Here is a 25,059-nt window from a genome sequence, read left to right on the forward strand (position 1 = left end):
CTGGGCAAAAGTCTCTGGGGCGCTTTCGGAGATGCCATTGATATCGGCAAAAGTAATCGCGCACCAAACCGCTGCACCTCAACTTTCAATCTTTCCAGCCTCCGGCCCCAAATTTTGACGCACAATCTTGTTTTTCGATTTCAGCGGCATTGGTGCTCTGTGCGCCAGTAACTCTTGCCAAGATGCAAGAGTCACCAGAAAATCTTTTTTGTTTGACGGCGTCGCACGTTGTCCAGAACCCGCTTTTACGGGCGTCCTGCCCGGAAAAGCCTAACCATTCTTCCTTGAATGATTTTCTTTGTTAGGTGGTTTGTTTGAATTGGGTGAAACATAGCAAAAGCTGGATTGGTCACGAGACTCAGGGGGGGGAATCATGGACGATTTTTCAATTATCCCCTAACAAAAAATCTTGAGCAGGATGCGAATCAATCCGACCCTGATAACGCGCACTGAACCCAAAAAGATGCTTTTGGTTCCTTTTGACATCTATCAAAAGGAACTGGGGCGCACAAGACGTCGCTGCCTGAGATTCCAGAGAAAAAGACATTATGCGTCACACCTCGAAGCCGGAGACTGAGAGAATCATAGAGGAAAACCATAAAAACGAACTGCGTCGCATTTTATCCCGTCATGGTGCTAAAACTATGATAAACAGTATTTTTTGCTGAACGCTTCTTTTATGTTGTAGCGATTTTATCCGCTTACAATTAGGAGTGTCAGCGTGAAGCCACTACATAAAAATACGCCTCTCGCAAAGGCGGTTTTCAACATTTTAAGTGAAATTTCAAATATTGCGGAAGATAAATATGGTGCGCTCCCAAGTGGTACTATCAGGGCATTTATATTTGGTGGTTGTGCTGTTCATATTTATACGAATGCGAGAGGTAGTAATGATCTTGATGTTGAGCTTGAGGCGAGTCGAAGACTTGATATCAGTGAGTTAATTGTTGAATTAGATGACGCAGATTATGATGACGAAGACGGAACACATAGAACGCTTACCTTTGATGACACATTTAACCCCGCTATCCCAGATCTTCACCCAGATTGGCGGGATGACTCTATTCTCATTCAATCTGGTGAAGCAGTTATTCATATCTATTTAGTGAGCGCAGTCGATATTGCTATATCAAAATTAGGCAGATGCACTTCATATGATGTGAATGATATTGTGTCACTATACGTTGCTGAACGTTTTTCTATTGAAGCCTTTGCAAAGCGCGCTTGCGAGGCTTTATATTACAGCCCCACGCCAGACCGATTGCGTTACAATATCGCTTATGCTACACAAGTATTAAAGAGTATCTAATCCGGTTTTATCATGAAAGCGCAGCATGCATTTGATAGGTTGGTCAGTCGAGACTTTAAAGAGGCATCATCTGAAGATGTTAAGTCAGTTGCGCTTGCTGTTTGGCATGAAAACTTTGTACCTGATGTCAGCCAATTAGACGCCAGATCTGCGAGGGCTGCCAATTATTTGCTCGATAGATTAATGAGATATAACTGCGTTACCCCAGCAGAGCAAAAACAATTGCTTGATGTTGTGAATCTTTTGTCACGTCAATTTCGCATAGGAAAAACCACGGTCATGTCACATGACTGCAAAGTTGACAAATATGCGAGAAAGTGGGGATTGAAAAGTGATCTCAAGCTGATGCTCAGAGCAATGTTGCCATACCAGACTAGGCACTACAGGCATACATAGACAAAACAACCGCCATTCGGCGGTTTTTAGATTTCCTTCAATATTATAATTTGCGTCACACCTCGAAGCCAAAGCCTGAGACAATCATCGGGGAAAGAAATAAAAACGAACCGCGTCGCATTTTACCCCTGAACAATGCTAATACTATGATAAACAGTGTTTTTTGCCGAACGCTTCTTTTATGCTATAGCCATGTTGTCTACCAAAGCGAAGCACGTTTTATGAAAACATCTCTCGATCACCTGCCTGAATTTAAACAGCAAGAGCTTGCGACGATCTCGACCATTCTGCGCGATACGCTGGACGACTATCTCGAAGGTAAAACGGGGAGTAAAAGCGAGTTTCGTATCCTGAAAATCATTCTGTTCGGCAGCCACGCCAAAGGCAATTGGGTCAGTGATCCGATCAATGGTTACATCAGCGATTACGATATTCTGGTGATCGTCAACAAAGCCGATTTGGTGGAGGATTATGCGGTCTGGCAACGGGCGGAAGAGCAAATTGATCGCAAAGTAAAATCCGCGCCGCTTGGTTTGATTGTCCATGATTTGCAGGAAGTGAATGAACGGTTGCAACAAGGTCACTATTTTTTTAAGGATATTCGTGAAGAAGGGATTGAACTGTTTGCCGCAACACCGAAGCCGCTGATTGAGCCGGGGGATTTAACCGAGGCCGAAAAACGGGAGATTGCTCGCAAGCATTATGAGAAATGGCTTAAAAGTGCATCTCAGTTTTTTATTATTTATCAAGAAACGGCAGCTAAAAATTGGATTACGGAAGCCGCTTTTCTGCTGCATCAATCGACAGAACGCTTTTTGGCCTGTGTATTACTCACATGCACCAACTACTTACCCAAATCCCACAACATCGAAAAGCTGAGTAAATTGTGCGCGCAAATCGAGCCAGAGTTTAAGACGATTTTCCCACTCGACAATAAATTCCACCGTCGCAGCTTTCGTCGTCTGCAACGGGCCTATATCGAAGCCCGTTATTCAGAGCATTATGAAATCACCGTAGAAGAGCTGGTTTATCTCGAAGGGCGAGTGTTGCAGTTAAAAGCGCTGGTTGAACGGGTTTGTTTGATGCGGATTGATTCCGCCTAACCATTCATGAATGGTTTTCTTGGTTGGGTGGTTGATTTGCGTGCGGTGAAACATGCTTAAACAGTCAATTTGGTCACTGAACTCAGGGTGAAAAATCATGGACGATTTTTCAATTATCCCCTAACAAAAAATCTTGAGCAGGATGCGAATCAATCCGACCCTGATAACGCGCACTGAACCCAAAAAAGATGCTTTTGGTTCCTTTTGCATCCATCAAAAGTAACTGGGGCGCAGTCGGAGATGCTAATGAAACCGAGAAACGTAATTGCGTCCCAAACCTAATATACCCCTTTATTTCATGTTACCCCCATTCCAAACATCACTTTTTCCCTATCAGAAAACCAAATTCAAATATGACTTACAAGCCTATTTGAGTATAATTATTAATTCATATGAATATAAAATTATCAATAAGCATCCATCGATAAAACAATCACGGCTCAGCCAACAACGTCAATGAACGATCAAATCACTCAAATCTACAACCTAATGAGCCATGAATTTGCTCAAGTTGAAGGAGACTTCACTTCTCTACGAGAGTCAGATGTGAAATCCGTTATCCCTGCCGGAATGCGCTTTGCCGATTTTCTTGGACAGCTTCGTAGCGGCCATCAGGTATTACTGACGGATGTACCGTCGGTTCCGTTACTCATTCGGGATAAAGATGAATGGGGCAATTCATACTGGCGGGTCAATCCCGAGGTTGAGCCTCAGCTCGACGGGCTGGCCTACAAGGCTTATACCGCCAGAGTGGCGTTGGTCAATCATGGTATTGGTTCATCTTACTCTGGCAGCGTCAACGCTTCTGTTTATACCGAGCCTTATGTCGAACGCGAACCCGTGAAACTCACTTTAGCAGCGCGTCTGAATAAGCAACGTCAGGAGCGGTTACGGGCGTTGGATACAATCCCACTGCCTTCATCCGCATGGCAAAACGCATTTAATCAGCCACCCGTCAAACCCTCTCGTTTCGCCAAATCCGCTCTGGTGCCGAGAGGCTCGTGTGATATCGGTACACAACGAGAGTCACTTTCTGCGCTGGGGGATTATGCGGCTTATACAATTGCCGTCGGGCAGGGGATCAGTGCTGCTTCTGAAGACGCTTTTTTAACGCGCATTGGCGGTGCAGCGCTGGCAGAATTGCCGGGGCTGACGATGAAAATCATCGGGCGAGCCGGAATGTTGGCCGCATTTGTGCCGAACCAATTAGCGGACAGTACGCTCTACAGTGCAGCCGATATTCGCGGTAAAGACAGGGTTGAAACCAATATCCGCTTGGGTTTCAATACGGCAGGCCGGATTTACGGCTATCACGTCAATGGCGCGATGATTCCCAAGCGTGAAGTCAAACGGGTCGGTGAGCAGTTTGTCGTTGCGTTAGAGCCGGATGTCACCATTGAATGGGTGCCGATTAGCGGTGATTTTGGCGGCAAACCGATTCTGGTTAACCCCATCCCGGAGATGGAAAAGTTCGATATCTGGATCCATCCGCAAGCGGAGCAAGGCCAAGCATTTGATAACACTTATATCACGCCGATCGCGGATGCGGATTCACAAGACTATATTCTGACCTTTCCGGCAGAAACCGGATTACCACCGTTGTATGTGGTTTACAAAGAAAGCGCTCGTAACGAGTCAGGTGTTGTGACCGGCAACGGTGAAGATGTCACTGGCCTGTGGTTGGAAGCCGCCGGGAAAGAGTTAGGTGTACCGGTGCCGTCACAAATTGCGGATCAGCTCAGAGGCCGTGAGTTCAGTAGTTTTGACGGGTTTCGGAAAGCGTTTTGGAAAGCTGTAAGTCAGGATGAAGTTCTTTCATCACAGTTTAATGAAGGAAATCAAGAACTGATTCAAAACGGTTTTGCTCCGTTTCCTCGTTTTAAAGAGCAAGTCGGTGGTAGAGAGAAATACGAAATTCACCACGTTGAAGAGATTCAGTATGGTGGCTCGGTGTATGATGTTGATAATATGACAATTACGACACCAAAAAATCATATTCGAATCCATTCAAACAAGGGATAAATTATACAATGGGCATTGAAGAATATACGGAAACTGAATTTCTGAAATTGGTTCAGGATATAATTTCCGTAAAAGCAGGAAATGAAGAAACTCATACAAAAATGGTAAGGATGTTTTGTAAGTTAACAGAGCACCCAGATGGTTCAGACTTAATTTACTATCCAGATGATCCGGCAGATGCAACCCCCGAGCGCATTGTTGAGATTGTCAAACAATGGAGAACCTCGCAAGGATTACCATGCTTTAAGGATTGATTCGGTCTTTTATTTTCCACTGAGTCTATCGGTCAATTGAGTGATGTTTCACATCATTCAAATTAAGCACTGGGGCGCACAAGACGTCGCTGTCTCAGATTCCAGAGAAAGGCATTATGCGTCACACCTCGAAGCCAAAGCCTGAGACAATCATCGGGGAAAGAAATAAAAACGAACCGCGTCGCATTTTACCCCTGAACAATGCTAATACTATGATAAACAGTGTTTTTTGCCGAACGCTTCTTTTATGCTATAGCCATGTTGTCTACCAAAGCGAAGCACGTTTTATGAAAACATCTCTCGATCACCTGCCTGAATTTAAACAGCAAGAGCTTGCGACGATCTCGACCATTCTGCGCGATACGCTGGACGACTATCTCGAAGGTAAAACGGGGAGTAAAAGCGAGTTTCGTATCCTGAAAATCATTCTGTTCGGCAGCCACGCCAAAGGCAATTGGGTCAGTGATCCGATCAATGGTTACATCAGCGATTACGATATTCTGGTGATCGTCAACAAAGCCGATTTGGTGGAGGATTATGCGGTCTGGCAACGGGCGGAAGAGCAAATTGATCGCAAAGTAAAATCCGCGCCGCTTGGTTTGATTGTCCATGATTTGCAGGAAGTGAATGAACGGTTGCAACAAGGTCACTATTTTTTTAAGGATATTCGTGAAGAAGGGATTGAACTGTTTGCCGCAACACCGAAGCCGCTGATTGAGCCGGGGGATTTAACCGAGGCCGAAAAACGGGAGATTGCTCGCAAGCATTATGAGAAATGGCTTAAAAGTGCATCTCAGTTTTTTATTATTTATCAAGAAACGGCAGCTAAAAATTGGATTACGGAAGCCGCTTTTCTCCTGCATCAATCGACAGAACGCTTTTTGGCCTGTGTATTACTCACATGTACCAACTTACCCAAGTCCCACAATATCGAAAAACTGAGTAAATTGTGTGCGCAAATCGAGCCAGAGTTTAAGATGATTTTCCCTCTCGACAATAAATTCCACCGTCGCAGCTTCCGACGCCTGCAACGGGCCTATATCGAAGCCCGTTATTCGGAGCATTATGAAATCACCGTAGAAGAGCTGGCTTATCTCGAAGGGCGAGTGTTGCAGTTAAAAGCGCTGGTTGAACGGGTTTGTTTGGCGCGGATCTAATCCGCCTAACCATTCATGAATGGTTTTCTTGGTTGAGTGGTTGATTTGGATTGGGTGAAACATTTTTTGAAGCTAAATGAGTCACTGAACTCTGGAACGTTATCGCGCATCAAACCACTGCATCATAATTTCCACTGATTGTTAAAACGCTGCAATTTTGTACAAATCTTATCCATATCAAAAAAATGTCATGTTTATGTCAATTTTTTCTGGCGATTTTCTGCAACTTATTCAATGCTATGTACGGTGTTTCGATGCTTATTCGAGAACAAATGGCGCTTATACGAGATGTATATGGTGGTGGGAATGTTAGTCAATCATTTGTGAGCAAATTAGACAGCGTTGTACTGTGATTTCTGATGTAATGATATTTTTTACTGGTGTTTTTTCTGTATTTTCATGCGATTAGGACAGAAAATCATCGAGTGTCAGTAAGTTATACAGAAGTATTCCTATAGAGTGATTCTGTATAATAAATTGTTAAATGTCTTTCGGCTAATGTACACCAATCAGGAGGAGCAATGGCTCTGCAAATAACTGATGTAACAATCAAAAATTACAAATCATGTATCAATACTAGTTTACAGCTTTCAGGGCTAACTCCTTTAGTCGGTTATAACAACGCAGGCAAATCAAATTGTTTATCGGCTCTACAATGGTTACTTCGAAAGTCGAGTTTATCTGAACAAGATTTCAATGATCCTGCCAGTCCAATTGAAGTTGAGGCAGATATTCATGGAGTATCTCAGGCTTTGTTAGATATCATGCCTGATAAGCAGAAGAAATCGATAGAGAAGTATGTTGATAATGGGGTACTCAGTATTAGGCGAGTCCAGCTAGTACCGGCGGCTAAAGCAGCTGATATAAAACTATCTGTAAAAGATCCCGCAACTTCCCAGTGGGTAGTTAACCCTACGGGTATAGACAATGCTATAAATGCATTGCTTCCTGAACCTATTCGTATTGGGGCAATGGAAAACGCTGCGGAAGATGCATCAAAATCGAAAAACACTACAACGATTGGTAAGTTATTAGCACAATTTATTGAACCTGTCAGACAGGCCCATGAGCAAGATCTTAACACTCATTTATCTGAAGTTAGCAGAAGAATCTCAAGTGATGGTGACATGAGGTTTGTGGAGTTTTCTAATATTGACACGAACGTAAATGCTAAGGTGACAGAGCTGTTTCCTGGAATGAGTGTAAAGTTACACTTCGAAACTCCTACGATTGATGAATTAATTAAAGCGGGTACATTAAAGGTATTTGAGGGGCAAGGTGACGGTCGAGATTTTACGTCTTATGGGCATGGTGCGCAACGCTCTATACAAATGGCATTAGTCCAGTACCTTGCGGAAGTAAAACGTAATGTTCCCGATTTAACTACTCTGTTATTAATCGATGAACCAGAGCTATATTTGCATCCTTTTGCTATTGAGCAAGTTAGAGAGGCTCTAACTTCGTTGTCCAATTCAGGTTATCAGGTAGTTATTACGACTCACTCAGCTCAGATGGTCACGCCTGAATTGGCTGAAACAACATTACTTATACGTAAAAATGATCAGCAAGGTACATATACTAGGCTACGCCTAGCAGATGCAATACAAAAGGTTGTTCCGAACTCAGTTCATCAAATGGAACAGTTGTTCAGTCTTTCTCATTCAACCCAAGTACTCTTTGCCGAAAATGTTGTTCTTACTGAGGGGAAGACTGAACTTAGACTTCTTCCCTTTTTGTTTAAGAAAGCCAGTTCGAAAACGATGGGGCAAGAGAAACGAGCGTTGGTCGCTCAAAGTGGCGTGAATGATACTAAAAAGTCATTAGAAATTTTGGTAGCAATGGATTTGCCCGCAAAAGCAATCTGCGATTTAGACTACGGATTAACAGGTGCTATCCGAGATGGTTTTGTGGGTGCTACATCACCAGAAGTACTTGCAATTAAGTCGCGTTTAGCTCAGATCGCACCTGCAAATAACATTACTCTAAATGGTATTGGTCTTCCAAAAAATAGTAATCATTGCACAGCTGCACAGGCGTTTGAAATTTTAGCAAATGATGCAGTTGCAAAACCTGAAATACAATCGTTACATAATGTACTAAAAGCACAAGGTATTTGGCTTTGGACTTTGGGGGCAATTGAGGCTCATATAGGTACTCAATCAAAGGATGAAAGTGCATGGGCACAATTTAAAAATGATGTAAATCAAAATGGTTTAGCTGCGTCATGCCCGGATCACCAGTCTATCTTAGATCTAGTTGAGTGGATACGAAACTAGACATTTAACAAAGCAAATCAATGGACGCTTAACGCTTGGTTGCTTGTTGTTTAAAGGTTTTTTGTTGCTGCAACATTGGTGAAAGCGCCACTGTTTGCGGCGTTATATTTCACGAGGGATTCGAGTGTTCAGTAGATCTAAAAAATTGAAGCAGAGCTAGATGAGCTGGTGAGTATTCATGAGCAAGGCGGGGGATTCGGTGATCCTGATGCAGTCAAAGAACATGAGCGAAAAATTGATCTACTCAAGCATAAGCAGATTCAAGAAGTCAGCAAGTCGAACAATCGTATAGCCGTTTTCAATATTGTCATCGCATTAGTAAACGTGGGCATCTTTATTTATCAGGTTTTTTACAGAAAATGAAATTTAACAAGGCCAGTCAGCAGGACGCAGCAAAGCTGCGCCTCTGCTGGCTGAGTTAGGTTCCATCATGTGCACATTTTACATATGAATATTTAAGGAAAATTATGACTGTTGTCGTTTCGTGGACCAGAAAAACGAAAACTGGGCGTGAACTCTGGATCATGTCAGATAGTAGGCTCAGTGGTGGAAAGTTTTGGGACTATGGGCCGAAAATTTTCAGCATGGGGAGAAGTGATGCAATAGTTGCCTTTGCAGGGGACACTGCTTGGACTTACCCTTTAATTTCTCAGATTACTTCATATGTCGAATCGTTTGTTAATCTGAGAGAGAGAGTTGTAGACTTTCTAGATGTTCGCAAGAAAGTAGTTAGGGTACTAAATGATTCGCTGAATTTTGTTTCTGATGCTGCCGACCCATCATTGGAAATTCCTGAATGTTCATTCATTCTCGCAGGCTACTCTGTGCGCAAACAGGATTATATAGTAAATAAGATTGTCTTTAACGCTAATAAGAAAATTTTTGAAATTAAGGCTATAAAAAAAATTCATGGTGAATTGTTTGCAATTATAGGAGACAAAGACCCAGTTAGTGCTATTGCTGGTGAAGTCTCACGGATAGAGAAAAAACATGAGGGAAAACACTTCAAACTTGACATGATCCCGTCTGACGTCTTTTTTGATGTACTGTCATCTGGAAAATTCCATGAAATTGGTGGGGCTCCCCAGATTTCAAAGATTTATCCAAATATGAATCAACAACATATTCCAGTCTATTGGCCAATGAATAAACCTCACGATGAACAGAGCATTTATCTAAGAGGGCGTGAACTTGGTGACTATGAGGCTTTGGATAATCCTTGGGTATTTGATCCAGAGTCTGGTCGGGCGTATTGGAATGACTTTTCTCCAATCAAAATGCAGGAAAAATCAAAAGCAGCGAGACAAGAAAAATTCCCGTACTTCTAATAGCCATACAAGCATTTAAGAGTGATTCCCAACGCTTGGTATTTTTCATTCCATCGTTGGGTTTCGTGTTTAAGGTGGTATGGTTTAGTTTCGTGGCCGCGCCGCTCACACCTTAATGCGGCTACATGGATTCCCCCGGTTGTCAAACATCCGCTAACTTCAAAGCGATTGGTTTTGGACTGCCGCTCTACATTCGGTCTTTATATCGATGGTTCGCAACATCGTGACCCTGATGACTTTGCGCGACTGCGGTGCCTTATTCGTTAGATGACATCTCATATGTCCGCCGCATTAACAGGCTCTCCGCTAGTGGTCTTAACCTATCTCCATCCATTGCGTCTGCTATGACCCGGTGGGTGTACTCTTGTGACTCTGCTTGGATTAATGGTTACTTAAGCCGTGTAATTTTCATATTGTGTTTGGTTGTGCAATAGCGACCAGATTATTCGAGCATTTTTGGCGGCTAGAGCGACAATGGCTCGATTCATTCCCCGTCGCTCTAGGACCCCTCGACACCACTGGCTGAGCCTATCTTGCTTGTCGCCTAAATTCGCGATGACGGTTCGAGCACCATGGACAAGCAAGGTCCGTAGATACTTGTCTCCGTGTTTGGTTATCCTGCCGAATCTAGTTTTGCCGCCCGTCGAATATTGTTTAGGAACTAGCCCCAACCAGGCAGAGAAATCTCGGCTTTTATCAAACTGTGAGCCATTGCCAATCGAGGCTAAAATGGCGGTTGCGGTTTGAGGTCCAAATACCTCTGACTTTCATAATACGCTGGACGTTATCGCTCACCTTTGCAAAGGAATCGAATACTTGTTCAGTATCCGCAATACGTTGGTTGAGTTGTTCAAGATGGTCGTAAGCGTCAGCAATAACGGTTCGAGCTAAGTGTGGGAGTTCGTTTTCAGCCACTTCCAACATGAGAGGCACTTGTTTCATTAAAGAAGAGCGTCCGACTGGAATAATGAGACCGAATTCAGAAAGTAATGCTCGTATACGGTTCATTAAAGCGGTGCGTTCGCGAACCCAATGCTCACGCATTCGATGAACAGACAGTATGGCTTGTTGTTCAGGAGACTTTACAGGAACGAAACGAGTCGATGCATGTTGGACGGCTTGGCAAATAGCAACGGCATCATTGAGGTCATTTTTGCCTTTAGTTCTATGGGGAACAACATACTTAACTGCCATAATACGAGCATCATGACCTAATTTATTAAGCGTTCTTGCCCAATAATGTGCACCACCACACGCTTCGAGTCCTATACGCATAGGTGGCATGTTTGCTATCGTAGTCAGTAAGTTAGAGCGGGTAACGGATTTATGAAGAATCACTTTATTTTTCGAGTTAACGACATGGATACTGAAATGGTTTTTCGCTAAGTCGATACCGCCAAAATAAGAATAATCAGACATGGTGCCTCCGGTTCTAATAAGTACCACGTAAGTGTGGCAGATCCTCGGGAGGGGGAATCCATGTCATTCGTTATGCCTTTTGGGAGAAAATATGCAGTTTTACCAACCAGATGAATATCTGGCATCTTGTGAAAACCTCTACCGTAAGTACGAACTTGAGATAGCGGCTTTACTTCCAGACGCAACAATTGAGCATATTGGAGCTTCTTCTATCCCTAATACTATATCTAAGGGAGACTTGGACATACTTGTTGGTGTTAACGGTAACGAGCTAGAGGAAGCAGTAAAGTTACTTTCTACTTTAGGTTTCAATGAAAAATCCAATACGCTAAGAACTCCAGAGCTTTGCATGCTGGAAAATAGCTCAGGTGAAGACGTCGCTTTCCAAGTCGTAGCGAACGGCTCAGAATTTGACTTCTTTGTGAGGTTTAGGGACAAGCTCCGCGAAAGCCCTGAGTTGGTTCAACAATACAATGAGCTCAAAATGTCTTGTACAGGTTGGTCTCACGAAGAGTATCGTCGAAAAAAGTCAGCTTTTATTGAGCGCGTTTTAGGACAGGCATAACAAGTTATTATCCATACAAGTCACTGCACACGGAAAAATTAATCGCTACGCTCCTAATTTTCCGGTGAGCAAGGCATTAACCATCAAGGAGAGATATGTCTGGGTTCAAGCTTACTAAGGAAATCATAGGTCTTTCAGTGTCTAGCATTTGGGATGTTGCGAAGCTTGAATGGTCATTGGCGCAAATCTATGAAGCCGATGAGCCTGAGCGCTGTTTGTGCGGCCATTTTCCAATTATTGAAATATGTGTTTTACAGAATAAGCAAAATAAAAACCAAGCAATTGTAGGTAATTGCTGTGTTAAAAAATTTATAGGCCTACCTTCTGACAAAATATTTCAAGCGGTTAAACGTGTCCGTAAAGACAATGAAAAGTCACTTAATGTGGAGGCCATAGATCATGCTTATAGAAGCGGCTGGATTAATGAGTGGGAATATAATTTTTCTATAGATACTATGCGTAAAAGAAACCTATCAGTAAAACAGCTAGGAACACGCAAAATAGTTAATGAAAAAATGCTATTCAACATGCGTCGCGCCAATCAAAATGGTTAACAAGGCCAAGCAACATCAGCCACTGCGTGGCTTGGGCAGCCTTGCGGCCGCGCTTTTTGTGCATGGCTTTGCCTTCACTACAAAGCTGCACGTGTTGGCAGCGTTAGCTTTCTAAGGAGAATATTATTACTATTATCGATGCAATAACAATCTTAGCAGGGGTGTTAATTTTAATCATCCCTTGTGTACTTTGGTTCGTATCACGGATAAACAATAAATCTAGATTGGTATTATTTACTGCTTCTATTGTATTAATTATAATAAGCTCATTTTTAACATATAGATTTCTTTTTTTGCAAGATATGGCTAGTGAAATAAAAGAAAGCAGAATATATGAAATAAATAACTTGAAATCACAAATTAAGATGTTGAACTTGGAAATTGATAAATTAAAAGAAGAGAAAGAGTCATTTTTAATTATTTATTCTCAGAAAAAACAATTTGAAAATGAAATAAAACATAAGAAGAAGATTTTAGAACAATCTAAAGATTTAGTTCATCGTTTGCACATTATAAATTTATTGATTGCTTTTTTTGGTTTTAGTGTTGCAGTGAATTATATATCCAAGATTACATCAGAAAATGATGTGGCGACGAATGTATATGAGATACCAAGAGATATATACTCTCGTATAGAAAAGATTGAGTTCAAAATTAATTTTTTGTCAGTTGTATTACTCTTAGTATTAGTTATGCAGATAGTGTTGTTTTTCAAAAGCTAGCAAGACGCATAAATGTCCGGCGCATGCGTTTTTAAGTTTTGTTGTTAGTTAAGTGAATGTGTTGCTTAGCTCAGCGTTGAGGCTGTAGGATTTCTCGATTTCTAGCGGATTTTCCATGTTTTTGTCGTCATTTATCTTGCCGAGAACGGCTTAAATGCCACGCGATGATAGTGGCCTTTATCATGACAAGGAAAGAGACAGCGGCAAGATGGGAGTTAAGCGGTTTTTTTCTTTGATTTTAGAGGTTTTACCCTCTATTTAATGTGATTTCGTAGTTTTTCTATATTGTGAAGCATGCTAAACATCGCCCATTGGGCGTTTACTTTTTCTCTTCCTCTCAGCGTAAACTGGTTCATTTGTTTGTTGACAGTGATGTTGCCAAAAACAGGTTCAACACATCCAAGCCGTTTACTGTATTGCCGCCTCCCTTCAGAGCTATCGATTTTGTCTTTCATTGCTTGCATGTGGTCAAAGTCTTTGGTGTTTTTGTAGATAAAGAAAACTTGTCGGCCTTGCTGTTTACCCAGCGATTTTCTCATGCACTGAGATTGAAGAGCACAGTGTCGGCAATCATTCAAGTAGCCGCAAAACTGAGCGCCACGCTCTCCGCTTATTACGGCATTTTTACTGCTAAGGCGCATCATCTTCCCTGCAGGGCAGCGGCAAGTTAGGGCATCTTGGTCGAACTGAAACATGGTAATGGGGTAACAGGTTTTTCCTGTTTTGGAGCGTTTTTTTCGCTTCTTTGCCTGCTTGGTCTGATAGGTTTCACTGTTTTGGAACAGTGGGTTACGGCTCCGAAAAGCAGTATCGGTGACATAACAGTCGTATGGCGTTTCGGATAAAAATTTGAGGTTAGCTTTGCTGTGGAATCCACTGTCTGCGGTGAATTTGGTTATGGTTGAATGAGTCTTTGGCAGTTTATCCAATTGAGCTTGCAACGCAAGCACAGCAGGTTTCAATTGTTGGCGAGAAACTTTCCAATTTTACTGGCACTTTTATCCAGCTTCTGTTTTTGTTTTAAGTCTTGTTCGATAATCTCATTCGGGAGCGAATCTTGGTTTTGGTGACGTTCAATAATACGTTGGCTTGCGCGTTGTAGCTTTTCTTTTTTACGCTGCAATTCATCGTGTGTGCCACTCCATTCTTTACTGGCATTGGATGAGATTTTACAGCCATCAATAGCAAACATATTACGGCCGATGAGGCCTTGTTCATCACATATCATCAGAACTTGAGTAAACAAGGGTGCAATGGTGTCTTTCATGTTAGCGATGAAGGCTGAGATGGTGGTGAAGTGTGGTCTTGCATCACCAGAGAGGCACATAAAGGTGACATTGTTGATGCAGGCTCGTTCAATACGTCTGCTCGATAACATACCGAGGGAATAGGCGTAAAAGATAATTTTAAGCATGATAGAAGGTTGATAAGCGGCTGCGCCACGTTTCTCGTTATGATAAAGCGCATCAAATAGAGATAAATCTAAGTGTTTATCGACGATGTGAGAAATGGCGTACTCAATGGTTCCCGGAATTAATTGCTCATCAATGATGACAGGGACAAACATGTTTTGGTTTGAGCGATCGGTTTTAAAGTTGGGCATGACCGTATCTCAATGTGAATAATGTAGATTAGATCACAAGGAGTTAATGCGTTCAAGCTCATATCGTGATGAAATAGAAGTAGGATCAGAATTGGGAACGGGTGAGGGAGAAATCCTACAGGCTCGTTAGTCGTAAGTGGTTTTAACTCTAGCTGTGATTAGTAATGTGAGATTGTAATGAAAGACACAGGTAAATTCCGTTTAATTATATTAATACTTACTTTCACGACCGCGATTACGACATTTGCAGCGAATTTTAGCACTTTAGTCGTAAACTATAAGAAAACGGAGATTTTTGTCCTTTCTATTACAGAACGTATTTTAGGAAAGGGAGGTGATTCAGTGGATGAGTCGGAGGAGAACTCATTTCCCGAAGTTAGTGATGGCGCTATGTCTGGAAAACTAAAATATATGCCATCATATTCGAGTAATGCACAGCCAAGCTTTAAAGGAAATGAAGAAAAAGAGAATGAGCTAAATCCCTGCAGATTTGGTTTTAGCTCAAACACGCCCATTAATTGTCTGTTTGAGGAACGTAATGAAAAATAAGATCTTCGCCATCATCTTAGGTGTTGCTTTTTGTAAGTCAGTTGCTGCCTGTGAACTGCCAGATTCTATAGAAAAAATTGGCGATATTGAGGCTGCCCTAAAATGCCTGGAAAGCAGAATGTCAAATCTAGAAAATGAACGGGGGAATGGAAATGTTGATGTTGTTACTCAGCTAGGTAAGAAAATGACATTCTCGTCTCAACAATCTGTAGAGCAATCCGGGATTGTTTTCGATGTCATAAGCTGCAAAAAGTCAAGGCATGTAAATTGTGAAATTAGAATAACTAGCTTGGATTCAGATTTGGTTTTCGAGTTAGATAAAAATTCCAAGATATTTGATGAGTCTGGCTTCGAAAGCACAGTGAAACACGCAAACGTAGGGGGAGTAGAGTCAAGATTTCCTAAATATGCAGAGGTCCATAAAAGACTAATCTCAAATATACCAACTGTTGTAAATTTGCAGTTCCCTTTGCCAAACGCTAACTCAACTGCGATTTCCGCAATTCGATTGGTATATGAGTTGAATGATAGCAAGGATATTGTTGTATATGTGCGAAACGTGTCTTTTTCAAAATAACGACTAACACATATGAGCCTTCTGCCTGTCAATAGACGAATTTAACTAATCCGGCTTTTGTTAGTCAGATCAACAAATGCATTTACTTCGTCTGTCATACGGCTGTTAATCATCGTTTACAGCAAACACATATAGAGGCTCTCTTATTACGGTCTTACCGCAGCCTGTCATTTTTCATTCCATTGAAAGAGCAGGGGCACTAGACATTTATCGGTTAACCCTAAGATGGCACTACTCAAGTTCAGGTGCTTTATGTACAGTTAGTTTCAGGCTCATTTAAGGTGTAAACGATTTTGTTGATTGTATTGAGTGCGCGACAATAAGGTGTCTAATCAAGGCGACGTAGCTTACGTTGATGGCACAGTGATGATGAAAAATGAAATCATGCTTCATTGACCGCATTATTCACAGTGGTGCTCGCTTTTATCTAATTAGACGTTCAGCTCACCTTATTGCGCGACTTATCCTTTTAAGAGTCGTTGTTCATCAAACCCGTTTTGTTTTTCAGCATGAAATAGACGCAGCGTCCAAGTTTATGCGCCAGTGCAGATAACGCTTTAGCTTTACTCATTCGTTTCTGTAATCGATTAAGGTAGTTACGGGCTTTCTCGTTACCGCGTAAATACAGCACGGCTGCTTCAGAGAAGGCCCATTTAAGATGGACATTACCGATTCGATTTCCCTGAGTGCCGTAGGTTTTTCCCGTTGATTCGGCTTTGCATCTAACTAGGCGGGAATAAGACGCAAAATTTTGAACGGATTCAAATCGGGAGATATCATCAATTTCATATAAAATAGTAAGTGATAATATTTTGCCGATACCGGCAACAGTTCTGAGCCGCTCAAGATAAATAGGATTGTGGACTTTCGCTTGTTGTTCAATAAACCATTCAACTTGCGCGAGCTCTTTTGCATAGAAATCAAGGATGGACATATCCATATCGATATTGCGCTGAACAATCGGGTCTTGGAATTGCGCTCGGAGTTTTTGTCTGGCGGAAATATTTTTTAGATTAAGTTCGGTCGCGGGTAAGTTGTACTGACTATTGGTATTCACCACATGGCCCCGCTTCATAAACAAAATGGAGTGTGGCAGAGGGATACTTAGTTTGAAATTGACGGGCAAACTTTTTAATAGCCACCTTAGAGCTTGATATACGCCCGAAATGAATAGGTGTCGTTCCGCGCTGCTCCTCGATATAGGCGATTTCAATAAACTCTTTATGAGTGTCCAGCCCTATAAAAACTATGCTATGTTCAATCATGCTAGCTTCCATGATTTAGTTGTTGACACACTAATTATGGATCTGGTTTTACACTAACCCACGGAATTGGAGGCTAGCCTCGTGGGGAGTCATTATGTCTATGTTCAAAGGAAAAGGAAGTATATGAATAAGTATGTGGCAATTTTGTCTAAGAAAAATAGACAGTTATTCAGCGATGAACTTTTACGTAAGCATGTAAGCTATCTTAAGGCCCAAGAGAAGTCTGGAGTTTTGGTGTTATGCGGTCCGTTTTCGGACAATGATTCAGCAATTCAAGTAATAATGTCAGATAGCTTAGAGGCAGCTAAGGAAATTGTTCAATCAGATCCATTTGTAAGTCAGGGCTATTATGGTGAGTTGGTGGTAAAAGAATTAATAGAAGCAAACGCCATGAATAACTGGTTAATAGCAGATCCGCAAACAGAAGCTAATCGTGCTAGCTCACAAACGTAACAAAAGCAATTATCAGACAAACTAATCGCTTAGGCTCTAGTTTGCTGCTGTTGCTAGCGTTAGCCATCAGAGGATACAAGACGCTCAAGCAGACGCATAAATGTCCGGCGCATACGTTAGTTTTGTTTTGTTGTTAGTTAAGTGAATGCGCGGCTTCGCTCAGTGTTAGGTAAATAGGAAGTTATGAGTCAAAGGATTATTGAAGTCATTGATTATCAGCCGCAGTGGGTTGTCGATTTTGCTAGAGAAAAAGATCTAATCAGTTCTGTTCTAACCGCCGCTAATATTCATGCAATACATCACATAGGCAGTACATCGGTTAAAGGATTATGTGCTAAACCAATTATCGATATCCTTTTGGAAGTAAAAAGCCTTGATACATTAGATGATGAATCAGAAAATATGGCTTCTCTGGGATATTTGGTGAAGGGAGAGTTTGGTATCAAAGGTCGCCGTTATTTCCAAAAAGGCGGAATACAACGAACTCATCAAGTCCATGCATTTTTAGCAGATTCGCCAGAAGTTAAAAGACATCTCGCATTTCGAGATTATTTAAGAGCGTTCCCAAATATTGCGTTCAAGTATGGAGAAATAAAAAAGGCGGGTGCAGAAATTTGTAACAATGACATAGATGTTTATATTGATTACAAAAATAGCTTTATAAAAGAATATGAAGCAAAGGCAGTCCGGTGGAAATTTACATAACAAGAGGCCATGCCGTCAAAATGGAGAAAACATGGAAGTTCGATTCTTAGAGAAAAATTCTGATTATGAATCAGCCCTAGAGGTAATGTTACAACTTCGCCCAAATTACAATGTAGATACTTTATCTCGTCAGATCGATAAACAGCAATTGAATGGTTACAAAGTCGTTTATGTTAAATCATCAGAAGGTGTACTGGCCGTAGCAGGATTTAGTGTCGGTGAGAAGCTAGCTTGGGGTAAGCACATTTACATTGAAGACTTGGTGACTAACTCTCAATTTCGTTCGCGTGGCGTTGGAAAATTCATAATTGATTGGTTTAAAACGTACGCCTTAGAAACTGGCTGTGAGCAAATTCATCTGGATTCTGGTGTTCAGCGTTTTCCCGCACATAAATTCTATTTACGCGAAGGTTTCAATATCGCGAGTCACCACTTTTCAATGGTTGGGGTTCAAGATGGGTAATAAACGAGTATGACGTCAATCGTTAATGTTTCACTATCTTCCCAACACTTGGCATTTTAATCTAATTCCAATAGATCCCTAAACCAAGAAAATCATTCACGGGAGAATGGTTTTCTTGGTTGGGTGGTTTGAATTGGGTGAAACATTTTTTGAAGCTAAATGAGTTACTAAACTCAGGAATGTCATCGCGCACTAAACCACCGCATCACAATTTCCACTGATTGTTAAAACGCTGCAATTTTGTACAAATCTTATCCATATCAAAAAAATGTCATGTTTATGTCAATTTTTTCTGGCGATTTTCTGCAACTTATTCAATGCTATGTTGGTGTTTCGATGCTTATTCGAGAACAAATGGCACTTATACGAGATGTTCCGAATGGTGGTAGCACTGGTGAATCATTCGTGCGCAGATTAGACAGCACAATGCTGTGATTTCTGATGTAATGATATTTGTTACTGGCATTTTGTCTGTATTTTCATGCGATTAGGACAGAAAGTTCATCGAGGGACGGTAAGTTATACCGAAGTATTCCCATAGAGTGGTTCTGTATAATAAACTGTTATGCGTTTCAGTATAATTGAAAGTTTAATAGGAGTAGTAACATGGGTAAAAATAGCAAAGCCAAACGAGATAAAAAAAAAGAAAAAAGCGCTTAAAGGTTCACCGCAAAACTCTACAGGTACAATGAATATGCCAGAAAGCTCCGAAGAAGCTATGCGTATGAATCAAGAAATTGAAAAATTATTTAATCCAAATGATTTAACAACGCCTACTGAAATTGATGACAATATTACAGCCTTTTGTAAGGCTATTAGTGATAATGCGCCTGTTTTATTAAATGTTGAGCCTGAGAACTGGTCGAGGCAGTCATGTTGTGATCTTAATGTCAAAAAGTACATCGAAGAACATGGTGGGAAGATCCTTTTTGGATATAAAGTTTGGTATAACAAACCTAATTATATAGAGGGTGAGCGCCATGCTGTTTGGCAGGCAGATGATGGTACATTGAAAGATGTAACGTTTAATGCAGATGGTGAAATGGAGGTTCTTTTCATACCGGATAGAAGTGAAATGCAAACCTCTTTGGAAGCTAATAAGCAAAAAATTCGTTGGGGTAAGACATCAAAGGTAAAGAGTCTGATTCAGCTCTATGAGCAAGCAGAAAGCATGATTCCTATGCAGCACATGGCTGATGATGTTGCTTGGGCTACCGCTATAACATATGAACAGTGGCTAGCTGGTAAGCGTATGTCAAACATGACCCTCCAAACACACGGCTAACAAGCACATTAAATTCGCTCCCTATCGGTCGCCGGACACGCAAAAAAACTCGCGCCGTTTATGTTGACGTTATGCACCACCTTAAATTCGAGTCTTAAATATGGATGAAAATCAAAAGCTAGATGCCGAGTGGCTCGCGCTTAATGCCTTTCGAGGGATGACAAAGATCGCTTCGCATGGGGATATGGAAAGATCGACTTACGATGCCGCACTAGATTTGGGCGGTGAGCTATATCCTGAATTGCTAGGGCCTGACGTCAGTATTCTTAAGAGTGAACGCGAGAGCGATATAACTAAAGAATATCGTCAAAAGGCAAGATTGAAATCTATCAAAGACAATATACCGGTGACACCTCTTGCTCTTGCCATGGAGGATATAGAAGAACATGAAGGGCTATTAGAAATAGCAAAACAAGAGAAAGGTAAGAATCAGAGAGTAGATCAGCTCCAAAGAAGACTTGGAATGCTAAATAAAGCCAGAAAAGAGCTTGAGCCTAAATCACATTCAGAGAATCAGCTAATTTTTCGAGACGCCTACAATGTTCAAAGAGACGTCAAAGCTTTGGAGTCCGGCCAAGGTTATAGAGATTTTGAATTGCCCAACTCTAATATTCTCCGTGTTCGAGTGCTACATCCCGACAGCCCAGAACATATTACAGGCTCCGATATCATATACGAAAGGCATTCGCCAAAAGAGGATAAGGTGAGCATTGTCGCTGTACAATACAAAATATGGGAAGATAAAAAACTTTATCTTTCGGATCAAAGGATGATCGATCAAATTGAAAAGATGAAATTATTCTTGTGTGGAGACTGTTCATTATTCTGTGTCACGCCCATTTTTATAAATCCAGATATGGAGTGAGTCTGCCTTCAAAGTGGATGCTGAGCTGAGACAGTGTCAGGTTCCAGTTCTGCACCGGATGCGTCCACTTTTCACTGGCTTTCAACATACCTGCATACAACAGCTTGAGCAAGCTGGTTTCATTAGCAAAACCGCCCTTGGTTTTGGTCAGTTTGCGGAACTGACGATGTACCGCCTCAACCGCATTGGTGGTGTAAATGGCTCTGCGGACCTGTTCGGGATATTTGAAATACACCGATAAGTTCTCCCATTTATTGCGCCATGACTGAATCACCAGCGGGTATTGTGGTCCCCATTTGGCTTCCAGCTCATCCAGCTCATGTTCGGCAGCTTTAAGGGTTGCCGCTTTATAAACACATTTTAAATCCGCCATAAACGCTTTCTGATTTTTGCTGGCGACATACTTCATCGAGTTACGGATTTGATGGATAACACAGAGTTGGACTTCAGTCTGCGGGTAAATGGTTTCAATCGCCTGAGGGAACCCTTTGAGGCCATCGACACAAGCAATACAAATATCTTTGACACCGCGATTTTGTAAGTCGGTCAGGACACTGAGCCAGTAATGCGCGCCTTCGGCATCAGAGAGATAAATCCCCAGCAGCTCTTTTTTTCCTTCGATATTGAGTGCAAGGATGGTGTAAATGGCTTTGGAAACAAAGCGACCGTTTTCCTTGATTTTGTAGTGAACGGCATCAAGCCAGACGACCGGATAGACGGGGTCTAAATCCCGCTCCTGCCATGCTCTGAGCTCAGGGATAAGACGGTCGGTGATGGCGTTAATCGTGCCATTGGAAACGCTGATACCATACATATCCAGCAGATATTCCCGGATATGTTGATAGCTGTTGCCAAGGGCAAACAGGGAGAGGACATTACGTTCCATCTCATCGGTCAGTCGGGTCTGGTGCTTCTTGACAGTTTGCGGGTCAAAAGAGCCATTTCGGTCACGGGGCGTTTCAAGTTCAAATTCCCCGGATGAGGTTTTAACGGTTTTGCGGGATTTTCCATTTTTGCGATTGTCGGGCTCAGCTTCAAGGTGCTGTTCGATTTCAGCCCCGAGCGCGGCTTCAGTGATTTGCTTAATCAACGGGGTGAGCAAACCGTCTTTGCCGTTGAGGCCCTGACCGGATTGCAATGCTTTGGCAAAAGCTTGAATATCAATTTCGAATTTATCGTCAGACATAAGGTGTCATTTCCTTTTTGGTTCAGTTTAAAGAAATGACACAGAAATTTGAACACTACCGAACGAATAGAAAAATCATACTCCTCTAATTCTCGATTGATATCCTCTAGATGTTCAGCCTTGAAAGTATTCTTCTGCTGTCGGTACTCATTTTTCAGTTGATAGCGCTGTGGTTGCTCAACTGTAGCTTCGTACATAGCTCTAACGTATTGGCTGTTCGCATACTCACTGTTTATTTGAGTGCTATCAATAGATAAGTACTTTAGAAACTTTCTGTAACCCGAATATGCTTCTCCGTTAAAGGTTGTAAACTTGGTAATGTAAAATTCAAAAGGAAAATTGTCTCCTTCAGCTTCTAGTACTTGTTGAATCTCTGAAGTTAACTCTTCATTAGGTTCACAAATTAGCTGAAGTCCATCTGCATTTTCGTTGTCACTATTAGTTGCACCATTTAAGTCTGGATTACCAGTATCATTCAAGAATAGCTCGATATGCATTATAGGAAGGTCTTCGATGTTTTTATCTCCACCCAAAAATGAAGATACTTCGTCTGCATTAAGCAATGACTCGATACTATAGCTCTCTACTTTGCTCCTGCTACCACTTAGAACAAGTTCAATAGCAGTTAAAATTGTACTTTTGCCTGCTTCATTGTCACCAATCAAGATACTTCTGCTTGGATCTAGCGGGATTTCATACTCTTTGAATTTTTTAAAGTTCTTAAGTTTTACTTTTACTATATGTGTCATTAGATTTTCACCTACTGAATCGCCACCACGCCAATAATCACTTTGTAGCATAAGAAAAAGTAGGTCAAATCACTGTGTAAAGAAATGAGAGTCTACACAGCAACAGCTTAAAATGGGGCAGAAATGTTTCAGCCAATTCTGGCTGAAACGAAAATGGCCAAATTCACTATACCACTACCGAACTAGCAACCGAAACGTTGTTTTGGTAATAATCATTCATGTTATTCCTCACTATTACATCTGGAACCGAAAGAAATATTACGCCATACATCACTGACAGCAAAAAGCAGAACGAGGAACCAAGCGGCGCTTTTTACTGTCCGAGTGCAGTGATTATTATACTATTTTCACAAAAGTAACTTCTTAAATGCAGAAACAATTAGCTTCTCTCTTTGCTCAATAAACTCTTTGAAGTTTTCAAGTGATAGATCAATATCAGGTATGTAATTCCTCTCCATGTAAGCTTTTCTTTCATCCTTATTTGGATACTTTTCTTTGATCCAAACTTCAAAATCTTTTCCTGATTTTTCTTGATTGGGCACGCCCTCAAGCAACTGAATATTTGCCAAATAGTTATAATTATCAAGATAAAACTCAATATCTTCTTCTTTTATACCACGTTTTTTTAACCGCTTTGCCGTAAAAAGCTTCTTAGGGAATATATGGTCCTGATGGAACTTATTTCTAAAATCAAGCGATGGGTAGAGGAACGCCAATACTGAATATGTATAAGCCTGAGCATATTGGTAATAAAGGAGATTTTCTATTTCATCATCATCAAATGATATTGCTTTCGTACTCCCCTTCAGTTTAGATATTATTTCATCAAAGGGGAAACCATTTTCTGATTTATTTATTACTTCACGGACTGGTCTTAGCACGTTATCTGGTTGACCACTAAATGTTCTTTTCAAAAGAACCATCACGAGCCACTTAAATATTTTTACTCTATCAGTCTCATATTTTGAAGATTCTGAAAAATTATCTGGACTACCTATTTTGTAAAGATATGTAGCTATTGGAATAAGTGCATTATTCGATGTCAATGTGTCTCTGTGGTACCCAAGGCAAGATAGAAGAATTACGGAAGATTTAATTGCTTTTGTAATATCATCCCATTGTTTTTCAATGGTGCGCATGTTTTCTTGATTGAAGTTATCGACATTGAAGGCTATATCTTTGAAGCCTGATAGAATCAAGCAGTTCTTTAAAACAAAGTCTTTATTAATATTAAACCCATCACCAACTGAATTAATTTCATCAACAAAAGATGTTATTTCTTCTCTTGCATCTTTTTCTTTCCATTGTGCGGTTGCGATAGAAAGTAGCAGATCTGAATAGCTTAGTTGTGTACCACCACTATTGACGCGAATAAAAATATTCAAAACCTTATCTAGGCTCTCTCCTTTCTCCAGGAAAAAATTTATTGATTTATTTTTCTGTATGATTTCATACAGTTTGAAAAGCGTTTTGTTTGCATACCTAAATTTTTCTTTACCCAGTTCTGAAATATCATTTTCTAGTAGGTAATCATTAACATCCACTGCTTCTGTTAAGTTAAGAATATCTCCTACGACAAACCAAACATGATTTTCATCAGTTTGCTTGTACTCTTTTTTAGTTAAAAACCGAAAATCATACTGTAGATCACTATCCTTTGATGGAGAAACTAAATTTAAGCACAGCTTTCTTTTGGGGAATGCAGAGTCATTGTCCCATCGTTTGCGAGGCAATTTGTAAGCATATGTCCCCTTTAGTCCGATGTACAATGAGGTAAGCCGCTGCTGTCCATCGAGAATAGCTGTAATTCCACCTTCACCATCAATATTTGCTTTTGGGTTATGACTATTATCTCTTTCGTGATATTCACGAACAAACTCATAAAACTGATAGTTTTTTATATTTTTCTTTTCAACCTCCCAAAACAAGAATGAACTTATTGGGTAGTCTCTCATTAGAGAATCAAAAAGACGCTCAATCTGGTATGTATCCCAGACAAATTCCCTTTGAATAGCGGGAAGGAGATAATCCTTTTTATGAATGCTCTCTATTGCTTCTTTAATCGTTATTGGCTCTACAAACGCCATTCATAATCTCCCTTTTGATTTTTGTCGCATAACAGTGTCTTTTCAGCATATATTGTCTTTTTTATATTTTTAGAAAATAAAGACACAACGCTAGCAACATACTGTTCTATGTGTCTTATTCTTCCTTGCACTCACAAATTGCAGAACATGTCTGCATAGCCGTAAGT

At 41.0% G+C, this 25,059-nt stretch carries 21 protein-coding genes and 4 pseudogenes; 18 read left to right on the plus strand and 7 right to left on the minus strand.

What is annotated here, in order from left to right; all coding sequences use genetic code 11:
* Positions 1–721: 721 nt before the first annotated feature.
* The 8 genes from OCU60_RS18065 to OCU60_RS18100 all read left to right on the plus strand — a co-directional run bounded on the left by OCU60_RS18065 (position 722) and on the right by OCU60_RS18100 (position 9,845).
* Complete coding sequence (locus tag OCU60_RS18065; protein ID WP_074372037.1) at positions 722–1,309, plus strand: DUF6036 family nucleotidyltransferase; 588 nt, start codon at positions 722–724, stop codon at positions 1,307–1,309.
* 12 nt (positions 1,310–1,321) lie between these two features.
* Positions 1,322–1,705: a hypothetical protein gene (locus OCU60_RS18070; RefSeq protein ID WP_074372038.1), complete on the plus strand. Its 384-nt coding sequence runs from the start codon at positions 1,322–1,324 to the stop codon at positions 1,703–1,705.
* A gap of 221 nt (positions 1,706–1,926) precedes the next feature.
* Positions 1,927–2,808: a HEPN domain-containing protein gene (locus OCU60_RS18075; RefSeq protein WP_261854752.1), complete on the plus strand. Its 882-nt coding sequence runs from the start codon at positions 1,927–1,929 to the stop codon at positions 2,806–2,808.
* A gap of 456 nt (positions 2,809–3,264) precedes the next feature.
* Complete coding sequence (locus tag OCU60_RS18080; protein WP_261854753.1) at positions 3,265–4,830, plus strand: S-type pyocin domain-containing protein; 1,566 nt, start codon at positions 3,265–3,267, stop codon at positions 4,828–4,830.
* Positions 4,831–4,838: 8 nt separating this feature from the next.
* A complete protein-coding gene (locus OCU60_RS18085) occupies positions 4,839–5,084 on the plus strand; it encodes a bacteriocin immunity protein (protein ID WP_074375120.1) in 246 nt (81 codons plus the stop codon).
* A 287-nt stretch (positions 5,085–5,371) separates the two neighbouring features.
* The gene (locus tag OCU60_RS18090) at positions 5,372–6,241 is read left to right on the plus strand and encodes a HEPN domain-containing protein (RefSeq protein WP_261854754.1); all 870 of its coding nucleotides are present in this window, start codon (positions 5,372–5,374) and stop codon (positions 6,239–6,241) included.
* A 521-nt stretch (positions 6,242–6,762) separates the two neighbouring features.
* The gene (locus OCU60_RS18095) at positions 6,763–8,517 is read left to right on the plus strand and encodes an ATP-dependent nuclease (RefSeq protein ID WP_074375046.1); all 1,755 of its coding nucleotides are present in this window, start codon (positions 6,763–6,765) and stop codon (positions 8,515–8,517) included.
* Between the two features lie 467 nt (positions 8,518–8,984).
* The gene (locus OCU60_RS18100) at positions 8,985–9,845 is read left to right on the plus strand and encodes a hypothetical protein (protein ID WP_074375048.1); all 861 of its coding nucleotides are present in this window, start codon (positions 8,985–8,987) and stop codon (positions 9,843–9,845) included.
* 392 nt (positions 9,846–10,237) lie between these two features.
* Here OCU60_RS18100 and OCU60_RS18105 read toward each other — a convergent pair.
* Positions 10,238–11,264 (minus strand): annotated as a pseudogene (locus tag OCU60_RS18105) (IS110 family transposase).
* A 91-nt stretch (positions 11,265–11,355) separates the two neighbouring features.
* Here OCU60_RS18105 and OCU60_RS18110 point away from each other — a divergent pair.
* The 3 genes from OCU60_RS18110 to OCU60_RS18120 all read left to right on the plus strand — a co-directional run bounded on the left by OCU60_RS18110 (position 11,356) and on the right by OCU60_RS18120 (position 13,105).
* The gene (locus OCU60_RS18110) at positions 11,356–11,829 is read left to right on the plus strand and encodes a GrpB family protein (RefSeq protein WP_074375049.1); all 474 of its coding nucleotides are present in this window, start codon (positions 11,356–11,358) and stop codon (positions 11,827–11,829) included.
* Positions 11,830–11,924: 95 nt separating this feature from the next.
* Positions 11,925–12,383: a hypothetical protein gene (locus tag OCU60_RS18115; RefSeq protein ID WP_074375050.1), complete on the plus strand. Its 459-nt coding sequence runs from the start codon at positions 11,925–11,927 to the stop codon at positions 12,381–12,383.
* Positions 12,384–12,676: 293 nt separating this feature from the next.
* On the plus strand, positions 12,677–13,105 hold the full coding sequence (locus OCU60_RS18120; protein WP_139302173.1) for a hypothetical protein: 429 nt from the start codon (positions 12,677–12,679) through the stop codon (positions 13,103–13,105).
* A gap of 254 nt (positions 13,106–13,359) precedes the next feature.
* On the opposite strand, the pseudogene OCU60_RS23085 reads toward OCU60_RS18120, so the two are convergent.
* Positions 13,360–14,708 (minus strand): annotated as a pseudogene (locus OCU60_RS23085) (transposase).
* A gap of 177 nt (positions 14,709–14,885) precedes the next feature.
* On the opposite strand from OCU60_RS23085, the gene OCU60_RS18135 reads away from it, so the two are divergent.
* Both OCU60_RS18135 and OCU60_RS18140 read left to right on the plus strand, forming a co-directional pair.
* A complete protein-coding gene (locus tag OCU60_RS18135) occupies positions 14,886–15,257 on the plus strand; it encodes a hypothetical protein (RefSeq protein ID WP_074375052.1) in 372 nt (123 codons plus the stop codon).
* Entirely contained in the window at positions 15,247–15,834 is a 588-nt protein-coding gene (locus OCU60_RS18140; protein ID WP_074375053.1) for a hypothetical protein, read from the plus strand. The genes OCU60_RS18135 and OCU60_RS18140 overlap by 11 nt, the downstream gene beginning before the upstream one ends.
* A 461-nt stretch (positions 15,835–16,295) precedes the next feature.
* On the opposite strand, the pseudogene OCU60_RS18145 reads toward OCU60_RS18140, so the two are convergent.
* A pseudogene (locus OCU60_RS18145) lies at positions 16,296–16,909 on the minus strand (transposase); the annotation flags it as partial.
* Positions 16,890–17,099, minus strand: a pseudogene (locus OCU60_RS18150) (IS110 family transposase); the annotation flags it as partial. The pseudogenes OCU60_RS18145 and OCU60_RS18150, both read right to left, overlap by 20 nt.
* A gap of 123 nt (positions 17,100–17,222) precedes the next feature.
* Between OCU60_RS18150 and OCU60_RS18155 the strand changes: the two are divergent.
* From OCU60_RS18155 to OCU60_RS18175, 5 genes are all read left to right on the plus strand, one after another.
* Complete coding sequence (locus tag OCU60_RS18155) at positions 17,223–17,552, plus strand: YciI family protein (protein WP_074375054.1); 330 nt, start codon at positions 17,223–17,225, stop codon at positions 17,550–17,552.
* 183 nt (positions 17,553–17,735) lie between these two features.
* Positions 17,736–18,257, plus strand: a complete 522-nt coding sequence (locus OCU60_RS18160) for a GrpB family protein (protein ID WP_074375055.1) — start codon at positions 17,736–17,738, stop codon at positions 18,255–18,257.
* A 31-nt stretch (positions 18,258–18,288) separates the two neighbouring features.
* The gene (locus tag OCU60_RS18165) at positions 18,289–18,720 is read left to right on the plus strand and encodes a GNAT family N-acetyltransferase (RefSeq protein WP_074375056.1); all 432 of its coding nucleotides are present in this window, start codon (positions 18,289–18,291) and stop codon (positions 18,718–18,720) included.
* Between the two features lie 565 nt (positions 18,721–19,285).
* Positions 19,286–20,005, plus strand: coding sequence for a hypothetical protein (locus OCU60_RS18170; RefSeq protein WP_205410546.1), 720 nt, complete (start codon positions 19,286–19,288; stop codon positions 20,003–20,005).
* 100 nt (positions 20,006–20,105) lie between these two features.
* Positions 20,106–20,870 carry a hypothetical protein gene (locus tag OCU60_RS18175; protein ID WP_205410547.1) on the plus strand — a complete coding sequence of 255 codons (765 nt, stop codon included), beginning with the start codon at positions 20,106–20,108 and terminating at the stop codon, positions 20,868–20,870.
* Here the strand turns inward: OCU60_RS18175 and OCU60_RS18180 are convergent.
* From OCU60_RS18180 to OCU60_RS18190, 3 genes are all read right to left on the minus strand, one after another.
* On the minus strand, positions 20,848–22,056 hold the full coding sequence (locus tag OCU60_RS18180) for an IS256 family transposase (protein ID WP_261854726.1): 1,209 nt from the start codon (positions 22,054–22,056) through the stop codon (positions 20,848–20,850). The genes OCU60_RS18175 and OCU60_RS18180 overlap by 23 nt on opposite strands.
* A complete protein-coding gene (locus OCU60_RS18185; RefSeq protein ID WP_083602776.1) occupies positions 21,957–22,805 on the minus strand; it encodes an AAA family ATPase in 849 nt (282 codons plus the stop codon). Before OCU60_RS18185 ends, OCU60_RS18180 begins: the two co-directional genes overlap by 100 nt.
* Before the next feature lie 347 nt (positions 22,806–23,152).
* On the minus strand, positions 23,153–24,892 hold the full coding sequence (locus tag OCU60_RS18190) for a DUF262 domain-containing protein (protein ID WP_074375045.1): 1,740 nt from the start codon (positions 24,890–24,892) through the stop codon (positions 23,153–23,155).
* Positions 24,893–25,059 lie beyond the last annotated feature (167 nt).

It is taken from the genome of Vibrio spartinae (assembly GCF_024347135.1).
GTDB lineage: Bacteria > Pseudomonadota > Gammaproteobacteria > Enterobacterales > Vibrionaceae > Vibrio > Vibrio spartinae.